Annotated in this window: 13 protein-coding genes and 1 riboswitch; of the genes, 2 read left to right on the forward strand and 11 right to left on the reverse strand. The window is 73.7% G+C overall.

The annotated features are described in order from the left end of the window. Positions 1 to 31: 31 nt before the first annotated feature. From LQF12_RS10525 to rplU, 10 genes are all read right to left on the reverse strand, one after another. Entirely contained in the window at positions 32 to 1,279 is a 1,248-nt protein-coding gene (locus LQF12_RS10525; protein ID WP_231052889.1) for an MFS transporter, read from the reverse strand. Positions 1,280 to 1,489: 210 nt separating this feature from the next. Continuing rightward, positions 1,490 to 2,470 (reverse strand): LLM class oxidoreductase, encoded by a 981-nt coding sequence (locus LQF12_RS10530; RefSeq protein ID WP_231052890.1) that lies wholly within the window; start codon positions 2,468 to 2,470, stop codon positions 1,490 to 1,492. Positions 2,471 to 2,744: 274 nt separating this feature from the next. Further along, positions 2,745 to 2,875: riboswitch (SAM riboswitch) on the reverse strand. A gap of 63 nt (positions 2,876 to 2,938) precedes the next feature. After that, the gene (locus LQF12_RS10535; RefSeq protein ID WP_231052891.1) at positions 2,939 to 5,281 is read right to left on the reverse strand and encodes a CHAT domain-containing protein; all 2,343 of its coding nucleotides are present in this window, start codon (positions 5,279 to 5,281) and stop codon (positions 2,939 to 2,941) included. A gap of 1 nt (position 5,282) precedes the next feature. Next, a complete protein-coding gene (locus LQF12_RS10540) occupies positions 5,283 to 6,848 on the reverse strand; it encodes a S8 family peptidase (RefSeq protein ID WP_231052892.1) in 1,566 nt (521 codons plus the stop codon). A 1-nt stretch (position 6,849) separates the two neighbouring features. After that, complete coding sequence (locus tag LQF12_RS10545) at positions 6,850 to 7,272, reverse strand: hypothetical protein (protein ID WP_231052893.1); 423 nt, start codon at positions 7,270 to 7,272, stop codon at positions 6,850 to 6,852. Continuing rightward, positions 7,265 to 7,837, reverse strand: coding sequence for an RNA polymerase sigma factor (locus LQF12_RS10550; protein ID WP_231052894.1), 573 nt, complete (start codon positions 7,835 to 7,837; stop codon positions 7,265 to 7,267). The genes LQF12_RS10545 and LQF12_RS10550 overlap by 8 nt, the downstream gene beginning before the upstream one ends. 83 nt (positions 7,838 to 7,920) lie before the next feature. Next, complete coding sequence (gene proB, locus LQF12_RS10555) at positions 7,921 to 9,063, reverse strand: glutamate 5-kinase (RefSeq protein WP_231052895.1); 1,143 nt, start codon at positions 9,061 to 9,063, stop codon at positions 7,921 to 7,923. Further along, entirely contained in the window at positions 9,060 to 10,604 is a 1,545-nt protein-coding gene (obgE, locus tag LQF12_RS10560) for a GTPase ObgE (protein WP_231052896.1), read from the reverse strand. The genes proB and obgE overlap by 4 nt, the downstream gene beginning before the upstream one ends. A 122-nt stretch (positions 10,605 to 10,726) precedes the next feature. Next, on the reverse strand, positions 10,727 to 10,984 hold the full coding sequence (rpmA, locus tag LQF12_RS10565; RefSeq protein WP_231052897.1) for a 50S ribosomal protein L27: 258 nt from the start codon (positions 10,982 to 10,984) through the stop codon (positions 10,727 to 10,729). Between the two features lie 55 nt (positions 10,985 to 11,039). Beyond that, a complete protein-coding gene (rplU, locus tag LQF12_RS10570; protein WP_231052898.1) occupies positions 11,040 to 11,360 on the reverse strand; it encodes a 50S ribosomal protein L21 in 321 nt (106 codons plus the stop codon). Between the two features lie 257 nt (positions 11,361 to 11,617). Between rplU and LQF12_RS10575 the strand changes: the two genes are divergently transcribed. Then, a complete protein-coding gene (locus tag LQF12_RS10575) occupies positions 11,618 to 12,355 on the forward strand; it encodes a Type 1 glutamine amidotransferase-like domain-containing protein (RefSeq protein WP_231052899.1) in 738 nt (245 codons plus the stop codon). A gap of 40 nt (positions 12,356 to 12,395) precedes the next feature. After that, positions 12,396 to 14,450: a hypothetical protein gene (locus tag LQF12_RS10580; protein ID WP_231052900.1), complete on the forward strand. Its 2,055-nt coding sequence runs from the start codon at positions 12,396 to 12,398 to the stop codon at positions 14,448 to 14,450. Positions 14,451 to 14,456: 6 nt separating this feature from the next. Here the strand turns inward: LQF12_RS10580 and LQF12_RS10585 are convergent, their stop codons facing one another. Further along, entirely contained in the window at positions 14,457 to 17,639 is a 3,183-nt protein-coding gene (locus LQF12_RS10585; protein ID WP_435531181.1) for an Rne/Rng family ribonuclease, read from the reverse strand. Positions 17,640 to 17,794 lie beyond the last annotated feature (155 nt).

Below are 17,794 nucleotides of genomic sequence, written 5' to 3' on the forward strand. Positions count from 1 at the left end.
CGCGCAGCCTAGCCGACACTTAACACATCTGTTAAGTGTTCTCGTCGACGTCGACGGACTGCGCCCGTCGCGCACCCTGGGCCCGGCGCAGCCCGCGTGCCCCCACCAGCGAGATGATGGCGGCCAGCGAGGCCCCCACGATCGTCACCGCGAACGCCGGCGTGTAGCCGCCCCAGTCGGCCAGGCGGCCGGCCGTGCTCGACCCGAGGGCGTAGCCCAGGCCCGTGGCCGCGGCCAGCAGTGTCATCGCCCCGCCCAGGCGGCTGGGTGGGTTGATCCGCTCGGCCAGCGTGAAGGTGGTGATCATCGAGGGGGCGATCGCCAGCCCGAGCACCACCAGCACCGGCACCAGCGTGGCGATCGAGCCCACGAGCAGCAGCGGCATGCTCAGCAGCGCCAGCGCCACCGTGAACACCCGCAGCCGGTTCTCGTACCGGAACACATCCGGCACGGCCACCACCGCCAGGCCGGCCGTCACCGAGCCGATCCCGAGCAGCGCGTGCAGCAGCCCGGTCAGCCCCGGCTCCCCCGCCTGCGTGGCCAGCACCGAGGCGCCTGCCTGAACTGAGCCGAAGATCATCCCGATGGTCAGCTGGGCGAGTACGAGCACCACGAGCACGGCCGGCAGCGGCTCCCGGCTCACCGTGGCATCGCGCCGGGGCACAACGGCGGCCGTGGGGTGCACGGCGAACCAGGTGCCGAACAGTCCCAGCAGCACACCGGCGGCGATCAGAGCGGCCGACGGGTTGAGCATCGCCGCCACCAGGCCGACCACCGCCGGGCCGAGCACGAAGCTCGCCTCGTCGGCCGCCCCCTCGTAGGAGAACGCGGCATCGACCAGCGGTTGCTCGGACCGGCCGGACCGGCGCGCGATCGGGCGCCAGCGCACCCGGGCCAGGGTGCCCACCTGCGGCAGGAATGCCCCGCTCGCCCCGGCGATGAGCACCAGCGGCCACCAGGGGTCGCCGGAGGTGTAGGAGGAGGCGGCCAGCACGAGCCAGACCAGCCCGGCGGTCCCGACCAGCGACTGCACCAGCAGGACCGGCCGCTGCCCGATCCGGTCGGTCAGCGCCCCCGCGACCGGGGAGGCGACGGCGTTGACCACCGCGGTCGCGCCCGCGGCCGCGCCGCCGGCGCCGTAGGAGCCGGTGGCGGCCGAGACCAGCAGCAGCGCGCCGATCTGGGACATCGCCACCGGCAGCCGGGCGAGGAATGCCACGAGGATGTAGACCACGCCGGTCAGCGAGAAGAGGTTCCGGTAGGAACGCAGGGGGGACATTCACGGCTCCAGGGTGCGCGGACGCGCGCACCACCCCACCGCTGGTGCGCAGAAGCCCTGATCGCAGTCGCGAGTTTACCTCCGCGACACGCCGGGTCGCCAGCGCTGGTGACGCAGCCGACACGGATGCGCCGGTCTGCAGCACCATCGCGCCGCAGACCGGCGCATCCGTGTCGACCCGGTCAGACGAGCCGGGTCAGACGGGCCGGGTCAGGCGGTGACCCGAGCGCGCGCGGCGCTCACGCGGCGGCGTCCGGCGGCAGCGGTCTCCACCGCCGCCGCGCGCGGGCCCCGCAGTCCGCGTGCCTGCAGCAGCGGCACCACGTCCTGCACCAGGGCGACGACGTCGGTGGGCACCGAGGCGGGGATGACGGTGAACCCGTCGGCCGCACCGGCGTGGACCCACTGCGCCCACAGGTCGGCCAGGTCGGTGGCGGTCCCGATCGAGCGCAGCGGCACCGGGCGCGGCTGCTCCTCGAGCGAGGTGAGGAGGTCCCAGCGGGCGCGCGCGCTGGGCGCATCCGCCGAGATCAGGGTGTGCACATCCACCAGTACCTGCACGTCATCGGCGTCGCGGCCCCACTCCACCGCCGCCTCCCGGATGGCGGTACGTGCTGCACGGGCCTCCTCCAGCGTGGCCACGCTCAGGCGGGCGACGTCGGCACGGGCGGCGGCGAGCTCGCCGTCGACCGAGGTGCGCACGGGGACGACCACCTGCGGGCGGGCCGCCACGGCGGACCCCCGCTGCGCCGTCGGCCATCCGGTGATGACGGACTCGACGGCCCGCAGGCTCCGGGCGCCGGAGGCGGCCACCTCGAGCTGCCAGCCGGCCCGGCCGGCGGAGGCGCGGTGCACGCTGGCCACGGCGCCGGCGACGTGCTCGGGTCGGTGGCTGCCGAGCGGGACGGTGGCGACCAGGGTCGCGCGGGAGGTGTGGCGGGACAGCCGGGAGGCGGCCACGGCACCGTCGAGCCAGTCGTCGCGGCGGCGCACACCGGCGTGGTGGAAGGTCTCGTCCAGGGTGAGCAGGTCGACGCCGCCCTTGTCGGCCAGCGAGGCCAGGCCGGCGAGGCGGCCCATGATGAAGGACTCGGCGTCGGAGTCCTCGGCACGGCGCCACTCACGGGGTGCGCCGGCGCCGGACAGGTCGAGGGAGATCAGCGAGGTGGGCAGGGTGGCCGTAGCAGGCATGAGAGTGTCCTTGTTCTGCGAGAGCGGGGAGCTCGATCGCCGGTGCACGCCGGCGTTGTCACGCCACCGGCAGGTGTGCAGCCGCGAACCGAGGGTGGTTCCGAAGGGGCCAGGCGCCCGAGGGACCGGTCGAGGTTCGGCTCAGGCCGACATGGAACAGCGACACATCATGCAGGCGGCGAAGCGCAGTGCGGGCCGTGCGGGCCGTGTGAACACTGGGGTCCGGTCCTGGATCATCTGTTGCTGTGTCCTTCTCTCGTCCACCGCGCTCGCGGTGTTGCGCTTGCCCTGCACCAGGTGGCCAGGGCCAGGTCGTCACCCGGGGCACCCCACCGCAAGTGGAGGGTTGCCGGTCAGCCGGCCGGGGCCGTGGCACTGCGTCCACGTGTGCTGACACTCAAGACCTTGGTCTGCACTGTACGAGCGAATTGGATGACGTGTCAACCAATCACGATCGGTGCGCCGCGCTCAGCCGGCTCCGTAGCACTGGACCGCACAGTCGAGGGCGTCCGTGCCGAACGCGAGCGCGGCCGCCGCGGCGGGCGTCCGCCCGACTGCGAGCGCCGCGTGCAGGGCGCCGAACCGTTCCAGCGCGGCGTCCTCGCAGATGTCCGCCGGCGCCGCCACCACCGTCCGGGCGCCCGCGTGCAGCCAGGCCCGGGCCATCCCGAGCGAACCCCCGGCGGCGCCGCAGGCCGAGAGCACGACCACCGGGGGCACCCGCGGGTAGAGCTCGACATCGTGACCGAACAGGTCGCCATCGGTCAGGGTGAGGGAGGCGAAGAGCGGGTGCGCCTCCCGGTCCTGACCGTGGGCGCTCACGTGCAGCAGGTCCACGTCGGCGGCGAGGATCTCGGCGTCGTGGCAGTCCTCCCCCTCCCGCACGGGGCGGGTGTGCCATCGCCGGCGCACCAGGTCCGCCTCCGCGCTCCCGGTGCGGGTCCCGGGCCCGACGACCACCCCGACACCGTGGATCGGCCGGGGCGCGGCCTGGCGCAGCCACGCGCTCGCCGAGGTCGGCACGGTCACCGGCACACCGGCGGTGCTCGGCAGCTGCCCCCACGGCATCCGGGCCATCACCGCCGGTGCGGTGATCGTCAGCGCGCCGGCGCCGTGCAACGCCGGAGCGAGGAGCCGGTCCAGGCCTTCGATCCGCTCCCGGAGCGCAGCACGGACCACCGGTGCGCGCAGCTGGGCCGCCATCGTCAGGTCCGCACCGAGACCGCCGAGAAGGCGATCCATCTCGCCCCAGGCACCGAGATCGAGGATGTCCTCGCGGTCACCGAGGGTGAGGGCGATCAGCCGGCCCTCGATCTCCATCAGGCTCACGTAGCGCCCTGGCCCCGCCGCCTGCCGTACCTCCGCCACCGTCACAGTGCTGGTCGTGCCTCTCGTGCCCAGCTCCCCGGCGGTCAGCCAGCGGCCGTGCCGGATCTCCTCCACCAGCCGGCGCCGCCGGTCCGGATCCCCGTCGGGGCCGAGCCGGCGCAGGTCGGCAAGGAGATCGCCGAGCTGTTCGGGCGGACGCGTCGCCGGTACCCGCGCCACCAGCTCGCGCGCCCGTTCCGACCACGTGAGCAGGTGCTGGGCGTCCCCGCTGAGCCAGGCGGCCCGCTGCCCCAGGCGGATCACCCGCGCCCCCACCCGCCTGCTCACCGACTGCAGCTCGAGGCTGCCGATCCCGCGTTGCCACCGGTCCAGCTCGTCGATGGCGTCCGAGGCCGCCGCCAGTGCCGCGCCGGTGTTCCCCGATCCGAGCGCCAGCTCGGCCGAGACCTCTCCGGCGAGCAGGCGCACGGTCAGCGGTGCCTCCGGACCGGGCGGCACCGGCTCCCGGCCTCGTAGACCGCTGGCACGCATCCGCAGGGCGGTGGCGGTGTGGGAACGTCCCGCCGCCCCGAGGCGATCGGCGAGCCCGTCCAGCACACCCGCCTCCGGGGGCGAGGTGGTGCGGCACCTCAGCAGCAGCCCGACGGCGCGCGCCTCGTCCGCCTCGACGGCGTTCTCGTGCTGGACGAAGCGGCGCACGGCACGCTCGGCCGCCCACCGGGCGTCCTCGCCCTCGAGCCGGCGCGCCAGGTGCAGGTCGACGTCCCCCTGCAGCCGCCACAGGTCGGTCTCCGCCAGCCGTGCGGCCACCTGCCGCAGCAGGGCGACCGCCTCTCCGCGCAGGCCGGCGGCATCCAGTGCCTCGGCGCGGTCGATGTCGAGCGTGGCGGTCACGGCCGGACCGAGGTCGGCCAGACCGAGGCGTGCCTGGTCCATCCGGCGCAGGGCGTCCACCAGCTCCCCGCGCAGCAGGTGCACGTAGCCGAGGTTGTGGGCGCACTTGGCGGCCGAGACCGGGTTCGGGCCCCTCGCCCCCTCCTCGAAGTCGCGGCGCGCGGCGTCGTAGGCGGCGACGGTCAGGTGTGCAGTCCCTCGGTTGAGGAGCATGCGGCAGCGCTCCTCCCCCACCAGCGTCTCCAGAGCCGTGCTGAAGAGCTCGATCGCGGCCTCGGTCTCCCCGCGCACGAACCGGATCGTGCCGAGCTGGCCGGCCAGCACGGCGTGCTCCGCCGTCCCGCTCCGGGCTCCCTGGTAGGCGGTCACGCACCGGGCCAGGCCCTCCTCGGCCCGGCCCTGCTCCACCTCGACGAACGCCAGGGTGCCCTCGATCCGCGCGATCTCCTCCGCGCTCGTGGCGCACCGGCGCGCCCGGTGGAGCAGGCGCTCCGCCTCGGGGAGGTCACCGCCGTTGGCCGCGCGCCTGGCCTCGGCATGGAGGGTGGCGGCGGTCTCGGGCGCACCGCCTGCGAGCACCTGGGTCACCTCATCGGTCCTGTGCCTTCTCCACCGCGCGCAGTGCCGCCCCGGCGGCCCGGATCCGGTCCGGCACGTCCTTGCCGGGCGGCACGCTCGGTTCGAGCATCGCCGCCACCCGGGCGGCGAGCAGCGGAGCGGCGAAGGACGTCCCGCTCCAGACGGCGAAGCCGCTCCGGAAGTCGTCGAGGTCGAGTGTCTCGCTGCCCGGCCCGGTGCGGACCGTGGGCTGGCGCCCGGAGTCCAGCTGCGGGCTCGTGCTCACCAGCGCCGCGCCCTGGTCCCAGCCGGTGACCCACTTACCCTGGTTGCTGAAGGCGGCGATCGTGCCGTTCGGATTGAGCGCGCCGACCGAGACCAGCGGCGCCACCGCCGGGTCCGGTGAGAGCGTGAAGGCGGCCGGCAGGTGTGGTCGCGTGGTGGCGGCGTTCCCGGCGGAGGCGATCACCGTGGTGCCGTCGGCGCGCAGCTGATGCAGTGCCCCGTACAGGGCCGAGCTGTAGGCCCGGTCCTCGGGTCGTTCGTGGGTATAGCTGAGGGAGAGGTTGACCACATCGACCGGACCCGAGCTGCGCTGGTACTGCGCCAGCTGCGCCAGGACCGTGATCAGCTCGAGCTCGGTCACCACCCCGTCCCCGTCACAGACGCGCACGGCGAGCACATCGGCATCGGGAGCGACCTGGCGCACCAGACCGGCGATGAAGGTCCCGTGCCCAGCCGCACGGCCGGCGAGCCCGCTGATCTGCGGGCCACCCGCGGGGTCACGCTCGGGGTCGGGAGACCCGTGGCGCCCGACCGGCGCACCCGCCAGCTGCGGCACCCGGACCACCCCTTCGAGCCACTCGTGGTCCCCGCACCCGGTGTCCAGCACCGCCACGGTCACCCGGCGGCCGGCCTCGGGGCGGCGGGGCGGCGCGGGGATCGGCAGGCTCACCGGCTGGCGCCCGCCGAGCCCGGGGCGTGTGTACGAGCCGGCAGGGTTGGTCTCGATGAACGGGTTGGTCTCGATGAAGGGGTTCGTCTCGATGAAGGGATTGGTCTCGATGAACGGGTTCGTCTCGATGAAGGGGCCCAGGGTGAGCGGGTGGTCGAGACCGAGCACGGCGCCCGGATGCCGCTCCTGCACCGCCTTGAGGACCACGGCAGCGTCCGGTCGATCCACCGGGCTGCCGTGGCGGCGGGCCAGCCTCACCTCGAGCACGCCGGCGGCGATCGGTTCGCCCTCGGGCCCGGCCCGGCGGCCGCTCCCGAACAGCGGCTTCCACACCTCGCGCAGCTCCGGCGGGCCCGCCCCCGGTTTCGTGCCGTAGCTCTCCTGGAGGCGTCCGACGGCGCCGGTGAGCCCGGTCTCGGCGCTCACCCGCTCAGGTGGGTACAGCACCGCCTGGCCGATCCTCGCCGACCACTGCCGCTCCCCCAGCACCTCCTCCAGGACCGCCAGGTCCTCCTCGACGCCGGGGACGAGCGGGCACAGCAGCGCATCGCCCAGGTAAGTGGTGCCGGACCAGCCCGCCTCCGGATCGGCACCGGTGCGGCGGATCCGCGACCATACGGCGGGAGGCTTCCAGCCCGTCATCTCATACCTCGAATCCTGGAGTCAGATACGCACCGTCATCACTGCGCAGTCGTAGTCGTACCGGTCCGCCGGGCACCCTGTCGAACTCGAACCGCCCGGCAGGCGAGACCGTGGCGGTGCGTGACCACTCCTCATGCACCAGCGCCACCTCCCGGATCCCCTCGGCCCAGCCGTCCACCCGGCGCCGGCCGTCGGCCTCCTGGCCAAGCCGCACCACCAGGGTCAGGCTGTCGGAGACGAACTCCAGCACCTGCGCGGACTCGCCGCGCACATCGGCGAGCTCGACCGGGCGCAGGCTGAGCAGCTCGGCGTCCAGGTCTTCGGAGGCCACGGCCACGATGACCGAGTCGACCAGCCCGTCCGGCACCGGATCGGCGCGCTCCCACATCTTCCGCAGCGCCTCGAGCGCCTCGTCCTCACGCATGGTCGACCCCCTCAGCAGCAAGCAACGTCCGTAATCGGGCCAGGCACCGCGAACGGGTCGGCCCGATGCTCCCCATCGGCATGTCGAGCTCCCCGGCGAGCTGCCGGTAGTTGGGCCGGTCCAGGAAGGCCGCCACCCGCAGCAGCCGCTGGCACCGCTGCGACAGCTGCGCGACGGCGTCCCACAGCACCCGTCCGGTCCACCGCGTGGTCGCCTCCTGCTCGGCGGAGGCGCCCTGACCGGTCTCCGGCAGCTCGCCCATCGGCTCGGTCCGTGCTCCGGCCTTGACCACCCGCCATGCCTCACGCCGTGCGGTGGTCACCAGCCATCCCCCGACGGCGTCGGCGTCCCGGATGGCGTCGGGGTGGCGCACCAGTGCCAGCCAGGTGGACTGGACGACGTCGGCGGCGGTCTCGGCGTCGAGGCGCTGGGCCCGCACGACCTGCCACAGCACCGGTGTCAGGCAGCGGACGAGCTCGTCCATGGCCGTGGGCGAGCCGTCCCGCCATTGGCGGTAGTGCTCGGCTGCCACGGTCCACACCGTGGGCTGCGCGGATCGATCCATGATGGGAGTACTCTTCACGCTTGTTCAGGAGCGCACAAGCACCCGGGTGATACATCGCCGATGCGACCGCCGGCCCGGTGGAGTCAGCGAGGCCGCACGAGCACCAGGTCGTCACGGTGCACCACGGCCCGTACCGAAGCCTCACCGTGCTCGAGGGCCAGCTCCTCGGAGCGTCTGCCCATCCGCTGCGGCAGCTCCTCCGCGGAGTAGCCGACCAACCCCCGGGCGACCACGGCACCCGCCTCGTCGGCGACCTCCACCGGGTCACCTGCCTCGAAACCGCCTTCGACGCCGATGACGCCCGCCGCCAGCAGCGATTTCTTGCCCGCCGTGATGGCCCGGACGGCTCCGGCGTCGATGATCACGCGGCCGCGGGTGCGGGCGGCGTGGGCGAGCCACAGCCGCCGGGTCTGGATACGCCGTCCGGTGGGGGCGAACCAGGTGCCGACGTCCTCACCGGCGAGGGCGGCGGCAGCGTTCGCCGCCGAGGTCAGCACCACCGGCACCCCGGATCCGGTGGCGATCGTCGCCGCCTCGATCTTGGTGACCATCCCCCCGGTCCCGACGGCGCTGCCCGGCGCCGAGATCTCCAGGCCCGCCAGATCCTGCGGGCCGCCCACCCACGCGATCCGCCGGGCTCCGGGGCGCTGGGGCGGCCCGTCGTAGAGCGCGTCGACGTCGCTGAGCAGCAGCAGCGCGTCGGCGTGGGTCAGGTGCGCCACCAGCGCCGCGACGCGGTCGTTGTCACCGAACCGGATCTCGTGCGTGGCGACCGTGTCGTTCTCGTTCACGATCGGCACCACGCCGAGGTCGAGCAGCCGGCTCAGGGCACGCCGGGCGTTGCGGTAGTGCCCCTGCCGCACCACGTCCTCGACCGTGAGCAGCACCTGCCCCACGTGCCGCTCGTGCGCAGCGAACGCGCGGGTGTAGTGCGCCATCAGCAGTCCCTGGCCCACGCTGGCGGCGGCCTGTGCGGTCGCGAGGTCGCGTGGCCGCCCGGTCAGGCCGAGCACGGTCAGGGCCGAGGCGATGGCGCCGGAGGAGACCAGGGTGACCTGGCCGCCGTCGGCGATCCGGGCGGCGAGCACATCGACCAGCGCGGTCAGGCGCCCCACGTCGAGGCGCCCGGAGGCGTCGGTGAGGGAGGACGAACCCACCTTCACCACGATCCGCGCGGCCCGGGAGGTGTCGGCGAAGGCCGCCCGGTCGGCGACGGCGGGGCTCACGCCGAGCCTCCGTCGCCCTTCCCGTCGGGGTCGCCGGAGCGAACCGGCGCGGAGTCCTCGCCCTCGGCCCACAGCTCGGCCCGGGCTGCGGCCTTGGCGTCCATCTTGCCGTGGAACGCCTCGCGCTTCTCCGCCCGGGTGGGCCGGTGGTGCTCCTCGAGGCGCAGGTCGGTGCCGCGGGGACCGGCGAGCAGCTCGGCACCGACGGCCATCGTCGGCTCCCAGTCGAAGACCACGCCGTCCGGGCCATCGCCGATCACCACCTCGTCGCCCGCCACGGCGCCGGCCTTGAAGAGCTCGTCCTCGACGCCGAGCCGCGCCAGCCGGTCGGCCAGGTAGCCGACGGCCTCGTCGTTGGCGAAGTCGGTCTGACGCACCCAGCGTTCGGGCTTGTCCCCGCGCACGAGGTAGTAGACGTGGTCGCTCTGACGGCGGGTGACGGTGAAGCCGGCGTCATCGACCGCGCGGGGCCGCAGCACCGTGGGGGTCGCCTCGGCCACCGGCGCCGCCGCGCGGGCGGCCAGCACCAGTTCCGAGAGGGCGAACGTCAACGGCCGGAGCCCCTCGTGGGAGGCGGTGGAGATCTCCAGCACCCGCAGGCCGCGGGCCTCGAGCTCGGGACGCACCATCTCGGCCAGCTCACGCGCCTCGGGCACATCGATCTTGTTGAGCACCACCAGTCGGGGGCGCTCGGCGATCGGCACGTGCCCGTCACCGACGTCGAGGTCGGCCTGGTAGGCGGCCAGCTCGGCCTCGATCACGTCGAGATCGCTGATCGGGTCGCGTGCGGGCTCGAGGGTGGCGCAGTCGAGCACGTGCACGATCACCGCGCACCGCTCGATGTGACGCAGGAACTGCAGACCCAGTCCCTTGCCCTCGCTGGCGCCGGGGATGAGGCCCGGCACATCGGCCACGGTGAACCGTTCGGACCCGGCCTGCACGACGCCCAGGTTCGGCACCAGCGTGGTGAAGGGGTAGTCGGCGATCTTCGGGCGCGCCGCGGAGATGGCCGCGATCAGGGAGGACTTGCCCGCGCTCGGGTAGCCGACGAGGGCGACGTCGGCCACGGTCTTGAGCTCGAGCACCAGCTCACGCTCACGCCCGGGTTCACCGAGCAGGGCGAAGCCGGGCGCCTTGCGCTTGGGTGAGGCCAGGGCGGCGTTGCCCAGACCACCCCGGCCGCCCTCGGCGGCCACGAACCGGGTGCCGGCGCCGACCATGTCGGCCAGGACCTCCCCGCCGGGGGTCTTGACGACCGTGCCATCCGGAACTGCCAGCTCCAGCGGCTGGCCCACCTTCCCGGTGCGCATGTCGCCCATCCCCTGGGTGCCGCTCTCGGCCCGGCGGTGGGCGGCGTGGTGGAAGTCGAGCAGGGTGGTCACCTGCGGGTCCACCACCAGCACGACATCCCCGCCGGAGCCGCCGTTGGCCCCGTCCGGTCCGCCGAGCGGCTTGAACTTCTCGCGGTGCACGGATGCGCAGCCGTGCCCGCCGTCACCGCCGCGCACGTGCAGCACGACGCGGTCGACGAAGTTCGCCATGGTGTTCCCTTCAGTACTGACTACCGACTACCGACGCTGCCGGGAGCGACCGTGCGCCGTCATGAAAAAAACGGCGGGGGCACAGCGACTCAGCCGCTGTGCCCCCGCCGTCGAGACGTTGCTCAGACCTCGGCCGCGACCACGTCGATGACCTTGCGGCCCCGGCGCTGTCCGAACTGGACCGCGCCCGGCTGCAGGGCGAAGAGCGTGTCGTCGCCACCACGGCCGACGTTCTGGCCCGGGTGGAAGTGCGTGCCGCGCTGGCGGACGATGATCTCGCCGGCCTTGACGGCCTGACCGCCGAAGCGCTTCACGCCGAGCCGCTGGGCGTTGGAGTCGCGCCCGTTCCGGGAGGAGCTGGCGCCCTTCTTGTGTGCCATGGGTGACCCTTTCTCGTTCGTGTCCCTGGCCGCTGGTCCCTGACGGGAACGGCGGTTACTTGATGCCGGTGACCTTGAGGCGGGTCAGCTTCTGGCGGTGCCCCTGGCGCTTGCGGTACCCGGTCTTGTTCTTGTACTTGAGGATGGTGATCTTCGGGCCCTTGTCCGCCCGGACGATCTCCGCCGTCACCGTCACCTTCGCCAGCGCACCGGCGTCGGAGGTGACCTTGTCACCATCGACGAGCAGCACGGGCTGGAGGTCGACGGAGTCGCCAGCGTCCCCGGAGATCCGGTCCACGACGACGATGTCGCCGACGGACACCTTCTCCTGCCGGCCGCCGGCCTTCACGATCGCGTACACCACGTTCTTGCTCATCTCTGTCGTCAGACTGCTGGGGGCGCCCGTGTGCAAGCGCTACTCGGCTGCCGACTGTCATGCTCGAAATCAGCGACCGGCGCCACCGTAGGCGCGCACGGGAGGCGGTACTCACGCACCGACGCCCCAGATTACGCGACTCATCCCCCGAACGGCAAACCGCCCCACGTGACCTGGGCCTCGTGCGGGCCGGTTGAGCCGACCGGCCATCGTAGGCTGCTCCCGACCCCACCCCCGTACGAGTCCAGGAGTCCTGCGTGCCTGCCTCCACCCCCACGATCGTGGCCACCTCGGGCGGCTACCGCCCCGGGCACCGAAGCCGGCTGGAGTTCGACGCCCTGGTCCACCACGCCGTCGACCGCTCCGGCGTCCACGGCCGCACCCCGCGGCTGACGTACCTGGGCACCGCGCATGGTGATCAGGACTGGCGGATCGCCTCGATGCACGAGGCCGGGCGGGTGGCCGGTTTCGACGTCTCCGCGCTGCGCCTGTTCACGATGCCGAACGTCGCCGACGTCGAGGCCCACCTGCTCGCGCAGGACGTCGTCTGGGTCGATGGTGGATCCGTGGCCAACCTGCTCGCCGTCTGGCGCGTGCACCAGCTCGACGAGATCTTCCGGCGGGTCTGGCAGGCCGGTGTCGTGCTCGCCGGTGTCAGCGCCGGGTCCATCTGCTGGTTCACCGGTGGCACCACCGACTCCTTCGGGCCAGGCCTGCGCCCGGTCACCGACGGGCTCGGGCTGTTGCCCTACGCCAACGGCGTGCACTACGACAGCGAGTCGCGCCGTCGCCCGCTCGTGCACGAGCTGGTGGGCGCGGGTGTGCTGGGTGAGACCCATTGCACCGACGACGGCGTGGGCCTGGTCTACGAGGGCACCGCGCTGAGCGAGGTGGTCGCCGAACGCCGCGGGCCGGCCGCCTACCGCGTGGTTCGCGAGAGCTCCGGGCAGGTGCAGGAGGAACGCTGGGAGCCGAGGCTGCTGCCTTCGCCCTGACCACTGACCGGCCCGCTCGGAGCGCTAGTTTGTGACCACGATGACCGACACCCCGCTGCACCCGGCCCGGCCGCACACGGCCACCCAGCTGCTCGTCGCCCAAGGTGGGGACCCCTTCGAGCGTGCCCGCGAGAGCGTGCTGCGGGCGCGCGAGGCCGTGGACGAGTTGCTCACCGTGCTTCCGCAGGACCAGCAGCGCCTGCGCGAGAGATTCACCGAGCTGACCGACTCCCTGCGGCGGGGGCACGGGCAGCTGGCGCACCGGCAGCTCAGCCAGGCCGAGCGCTCGGCGCTGGCGCTGCCCACCCTGCCCTCGTGGGGAGAGCGCGCGAGTGCGCACGAGGGACCGGTGGGGAGCCGCCCGCCGGCCCTGCGGGCCGAGGACGAACCGGTCTACGGGTTCGCCGATGCACTCGAGGCGGTCAGCCGGGACCTCGCCGGTGCGGCCGCGCACCTGTCCGGATCGCAGGCGCCGGCCGGGGGGCTGCACCGGGTGATGCGCGCGGGGGCGATGGCCGAGGCGGCGACCGCGGCCGAACATCTCACCCACGTCTTCACCGCGGCGGTGTGGGACTTCGAACGCCCGGCGATGCCACCGGTGCCGCCGGACCTGGGCCGGGTGGAGCTACGGTCGGCCCCACGGGCGGCGCCGCAGCGGCGCTGGGCACGGCAGGCGCGCGTGATCTTCACGCCCGGTCGGGTGGAGATCCTCGGCGCGGACGGTTCCCGGGTGATCGGTGATTCCGAACCGATGGCGATGGCCGTCCACGTGGCACCGGCGGCGCCACGGGAGGTGCTCATGCCCTACGACCCGGCCGAGCGGTACCGCCGCACGCCCTGCTGGGATGAGCTCGGCGTCCTGCACTTCTGCTCCGCCTCCGGGTACAGCCTCGGCGCGATCGCCGTCGCGGACTGGCTCGCCCAGCCGGAGTACCTGCTGGCCCAGGAGCGGGCGATGCTCCCGGGCAGCGAGCACCTGCGCGCCCGGGAGCTGCTCGTGCGCGGCCTGGATGTGGCCGGCATCAGCGCCGGCCTGGCGCTGCTCGGCGTGGAGCTACGGCGCGGGGTGCTGCACCCGCCCAGCGCCCGCTCGCTTGAGAGCGCCACCATGCGCCGTACGCGCGGCCAGCAGGCGAGGATGCCGGCCGGTGCCGTGGTGCACCCGGGCTCCGAGGCGCCCGGCTCCCCCGGCTTCGATCCGCCGCCGGTGGTCGATCTGATCCGGCCGGCGCCGCACCTGCAGCCCTATCGCGGCCTCGCCGCCCGGGCCGCGCCGGCGTACAAGCGGCGCCTGCGCCGGCACAAGCGCTGGCGGGGTGACACCGGCCCCGCCTCGCCGGTCAACCTGGTCCTGCGCGCCCCGGCGTCGGCGGCCATCGTGATCGCTGGCCTCGGTGGCGCCTACCTGCTCGCGGAGACGTGGTTCATCCGGCTCTGCGCCGTGTGGGCCGTCCTGGCGGTGCTCGAGCCGTGGGCGTGGACGGCGCTGGAACGCCTGCGTGACCGGCGCCGGTGGCGCCCCGTGGCCCTCTACCGGCCGGGGCCCTCCGCCGGGGTGAGCCGCGCGTTCGCCACGCGGGCCGCGCTGGTCTTCGACGGGCGTGACATCGCCGTGCGTGGCCCGGGCGGTCACGAGGCGTGGCTGTCCGGGCCCGGTCAGCCAGAGCCGGGCGTGGTGGCCGTGCAGCGGCTCAGCGATGAGACCGGCCCGTGGGCCGTGGCGCTGGCGGGGCGGGCGGGTGAGTGGCGGGTGGTGCTTCCGCTGGCGACCTGGGTGCCCGACGGCGATCTGACCGGCCTCGCCGGATTCGCCCGGGAGGCCGGGCTGAGCCTGTCGGACGTCCACGCCGAGCGGCTGAGCGCGAGTGACGACGTCTTCGCGGACGGCTCCGCCTCGGCAGCGGCCCGCTCGCGCGGGCCGGCGTCCGCGGGTCTGCTGATCCTCGCCTTCTGGGCGCTCGTCACGGCGCCGCTGACGCTGCTGGGCTGGCGGGTGGCGACGGCGGGACTACTGATCCTCGCCGTCGCCGCCGTCACCCCGGTGCTCGCGCGTTGGATCCGGGAGCGACGCCTCGCCCGGACCTTCCCGCCCTGAGGGGCCTCAGCCGGTGGTCGGGGTGTCCGCCTGCTCCGTCTGCTCCTCGTGGGTGCCTTCGGGCTCCTGCGCGGCGGCCTGCGGTGCCTCCTGCTGGACGGCCTCGGTCGCCTCGGTCTGAACGGCCTCGGCCTCCGCCGCGTGCACTGCCATGGCAGCGATCTCTGCCGCCACCTCGGCGCCCTCGGTCTGCGTACCGCTCTCGGCCGGGCTCTCGCTCGTGCCGCTGCCCGCGTCGCTCGTGGTGTCGGCCTCGGCGTGCAGGTGATCGGACTCGTGCGCGTGCGCGGCAGCGGCCGCGATCGTCGCGAGGGTGGCGCGCACCTGGGCCTGCTTCTCCGGGTCGACCTCGTGCTCGGGCGCAGGCTTCTCGGGCCGGCTCTTGCGCCGTCGGGATGACTTCGAGCCGCCCTCGGCGGACCCGTTGCCGTTGCCGTTCCCGTTGCCGTTGCCGTTGGACTTGGAGCTCTCCTTCGACTCCACCGGGTCGGAGTGCACGAGGAAGCCGCGGCCGTTGCAGTGCTCGCAGGTCTCGCTGAAGGCCTCCACCAGGCCCTGGCCCACCCGCTTGCGGGTCATCTGCACCAGCCCGAGCGAGGTGACCTCGGCGACCTGGTGACGGGTGCGGTCCCGGCCCAGGCACTCCACCAGGCGGCGCATGACCAGGTCCCGGTTGGCCTCGAGGACCATGTCGATGAAGTCGACGACGATGATGCCGCCGATGTCACGCAGCCGGAGCTGACGCACGATCTCCTCGGCCGCCTCCAGGTTGTTCCTGGTGACCGTCTCCTCCAGCGTGCCCCCGGAGCCGGTGAACTTGCCGGTGTTGACGTCCACGACCGTCATGGCCTCGGTGCGGTCGATGACCAGCGACCCCCCCGAGGGCAGCCAGACCTTGCGGTCCATGCCCTTGGCGAGCTGCTCGTCGATGCGGTGCTCGGCGAAGACATCCTTGGTGGAGGTCCAGTGGTGCAGACGTTCGCGCAGGTCCGGCGCAACCGAACCGACGTACTCCGCGATGGTCTTCCACGCCTCGTCGCCGGCGACCACCAGCGACTTGAAGTCCTCGTTGAACACGTCCCGGACCACGCGGGTGGCCAGTTCCGGCTCACCCTTGAGCAACACCGGGGCGCTGACGGACTTGCGGCCGACCTTGGCCTGGATGTCGTCCCACTGCTTGGTGAGCCGCTCGACGTCGTGACGCAGCGCGTCCTCGCTGGCTCCCTCGGCGGCGGTGCGCACGATCACGCCCTGCCCCTCCGGGACGATCTCCTTGAGCAGCTTCTTCAGCCGCTGGCGCTCGGTGTCGGGCAGCTTGCGGGAGATACCGGTCATCGAACCCGAGGGCACCAGCACCAGGTAGCGGCCCGCGAGGGTCACCTGAGCGGTCAGGCGTGCACCCTTGTGCCCGATCGGGTCCTTGGTCACCTGCACCAGGACCGAGTCACCGGAGGTGAGCGCCTGCTCGATCCGGCGCGGCTGGCCCTCGAGCCCGGCCGCGTCCCAGTTCACCTCACCGGCGTACAGGACGGCGTTGCGCCCCTTGCCGAGGTCGACGAACGCCGCCTCCATCGAGGGCAGCACGTTCTGCACCCGCCCGAGGTAGACGTTGCCGACCATCGAGCTCTGGGTCTTGCGGGCGACGTAGTGCTCGACGAGCACGTCGTCCTCGAGCACGGCGATCTGGGTGCGGCCGTCGCGCTCGCGCACCACCATCGAGCGATCGACCGACTCACGCCGGGCGAGGAACTCGGCCTCGGTGATGATCGAGCGCCGGCGGCCGGAGTCCCGGCCCTCCCGGCGGCGCTGGCGCTTGGCCTCCAGGCGGGTGGAGCCCTTGAGGGCGGTCACCTCATCCTTGGCCGAGGTCTCCTCGCCGTTGCCCCCACGCGAGCCGCGGCTACGACGGCGACGGCGACGGCGCGAGGAGCCCGACCCGTCCTGATCGCCGGAACCGTCCTCGTCCGAGTCGGCGGAGTCGTCCTCCGGTGTCTGCTCGTCCTCGGCCTCGTCCTTCGCACCGGACGACCCTCGGCCACGGCCGGACCGCTTCTTCGAGCCCTTCGACGGCTCGGAGCCTTCCGATGCGGAGCCCTCGGTCACCTCGGCGTCGGTGGACTCGCCGGAGTCCTCGCCGGAATCGTCCTGACCACCCTGACCGCCACCGGACTTGCGCCGGCCGCGCCCGCCACGGCGACGACGGCGCTTATTGCCGCCGCCGGACTGCTCGTCGGTGTCGGAGGAACTGTCGGTGGAACTGTCGTCGTCGCGCGGTGAGGTCTCGGTCTCGTCCGCGGCGGGCTGCTGGTCCTCGCTCGGCCCGGACCCGGTCTCCTCGGCCACGCCGGCGCGGGGGGCGCCACCGTCACTTGCCGCCCTGCGGCGGCGGCGGGCGCGGGAGGCGTCGGGGGCCTGGAAGAGCAACGCCGTGGCGGGCAGCCGCGGTGAGTCGTCCTCAGCCGTGCCTGCTACCTCGTCGCCATCGGCCTGGTCCGCCTGCTCCGCCTCGGCGGTCACGCCGGCCTGGGCTGCCTGCTCGGTGGTCGCGGGACTCCCGGCGTCATCGGTCTTCTTCGAGTCACCGGAGCGCCGCCGACGTCCGCCGCGAGCGCTCGGCGCCCGGACGGCACCGTCCTCGCGCGCGGGAAGGTCGAGGTCGATCGCCGGGCGGCCGGTCTCGTCGGCCTCGTCGGTCTGCTCGGCCTCGTCCGCGGACCCGGCGGCCACGCCGAACGCGGCGAAGACGTCCAGCGCCGGCTCGGGCGTCCCCCCGGACGAGGTGGCGCGGCGGCCGCCGCTGCGGCGCTGGCGCGCCGGAGGCTGCTCGGGCTCGGCCTCGGGGGCGGGTCCGGCCTGGGTGTCGGTCCCCGCCTCGTCCGCACCGGAGCCGGACTCGTCATCGGCCTGCTCCTCGTCCTGCACGGGCTCCTCGGCCACAGCGGGAGCGGCATTCGCGGCCTTGCGCCGGCGCTTGGGCTTGGTGGGCTCCTCCGCGGGCGCTGCCTCTTCGCTCGCCTCCGGCGCCGCGTCCGGCGTCACGTCCGGTGTGGTCGCCTCGACCTCGGCGGCGACCTCCGGTGTCATCGCCGGCGCCGTGGCCCGGCGGGAGCGGCGCTTGCGCGGCTGCTCGGCCGGTGCGGTGGTGGCGTCTTCGGTGGTCTCGGTGGTGTTCTGCTGCTCGTCTGACACGGGTGGTTCCCCTGGCCGCGGGCGCCAGCCATACCCACCTGGTGCCCGGGCCTGCTCGGTGGTGACCTGGTGGCCACCTCGTAAAAGTCCTGGGTGCTCGGGCCTCGCGATGTTGCTCGCGCTGACCGTCTGCCAGTGCCATCCAACGCCATGGG

Source organism: Ruania suaedae, from assembly GCF_021049265.1.
In the GTDB taxonomy this organism is placed as follows: Bacteria; Actinomycetota; Actinomycetes; order Actinomycetales; family Beutenbergiaceae; genus Ruania; species Ruania suaedae.

What these genes read in the sequence shown, in the direction of transcription:
- LQF12_RS10530 (WP_231052890.1), bottom strand. Translation starts at nt 2,470, where the DNA reads ATGCCTGCTACGGCCACCCTGCCCACCTCGCTGATCTCCCTCGACCTG.
- obgE (WP_231052896.1), bottom strand. Translation starts at nt 10,604, where the DNA reads ATGGCGAACTTCGTCGACCGCGTCGTGCTGCACGTGCGCGGCGGTGAC.
- rplU (WP_231052898.1), bottom strand. Translation starts at nt 11,360, where the DNA reads ATGAGCAAGAACGTGGTGTACGCGATCGTGAAGGCCGGCGGCCGGCAG.
- LQF12_RS10525 (WP_231052889.1), bottom strand. Translation starts at nt 1,279, where the DNA reads ATGTCCCCCCTGCGTTCCTACCGGAACCTCTTCTCGCTGACCGGCGTG.
- LQF12_RS10545 (WP_231052893.1), bottom strand. Translation starts at nt 7,272, where the DNA reads ATGCGTGAGGACGAGGCGCTCGAGGCGCTGCGGAAGATGTGGGAGCGC.
- LQF12_RS10540 (WP_231052892.1), bottom strand. Translation starts at nt 6,848, where the DNA reads ATGACGGGCTGGAAGCCTCCCGCCGTATGGTCGCGGATCCGCCGCACC.
- LQF12_RS10550 (WP_231052894.1), bottom strand. Translation starts at nt 7,837, where the DNA reads ATGGATCGATCCGCGCAGCCCACGGTGTGGACCGTGGCAGCCGAGCAC.
- LQF12_RS10580 (WP_231052900.1), top strand. Translation starts at nt 12,396, where the DNA reads ATGACCGACACCCCGCTGCACCCGGCCCGGCCGCACACGGCCACCCAG.
- rpmA (WP_231052897.1), bottom strand. Translation starts at nt 10,984, where the DNA reads ATGGCACACAAGAAGGGCGCCAGCTCCTCCCGGAACGGGCGCGACTCC.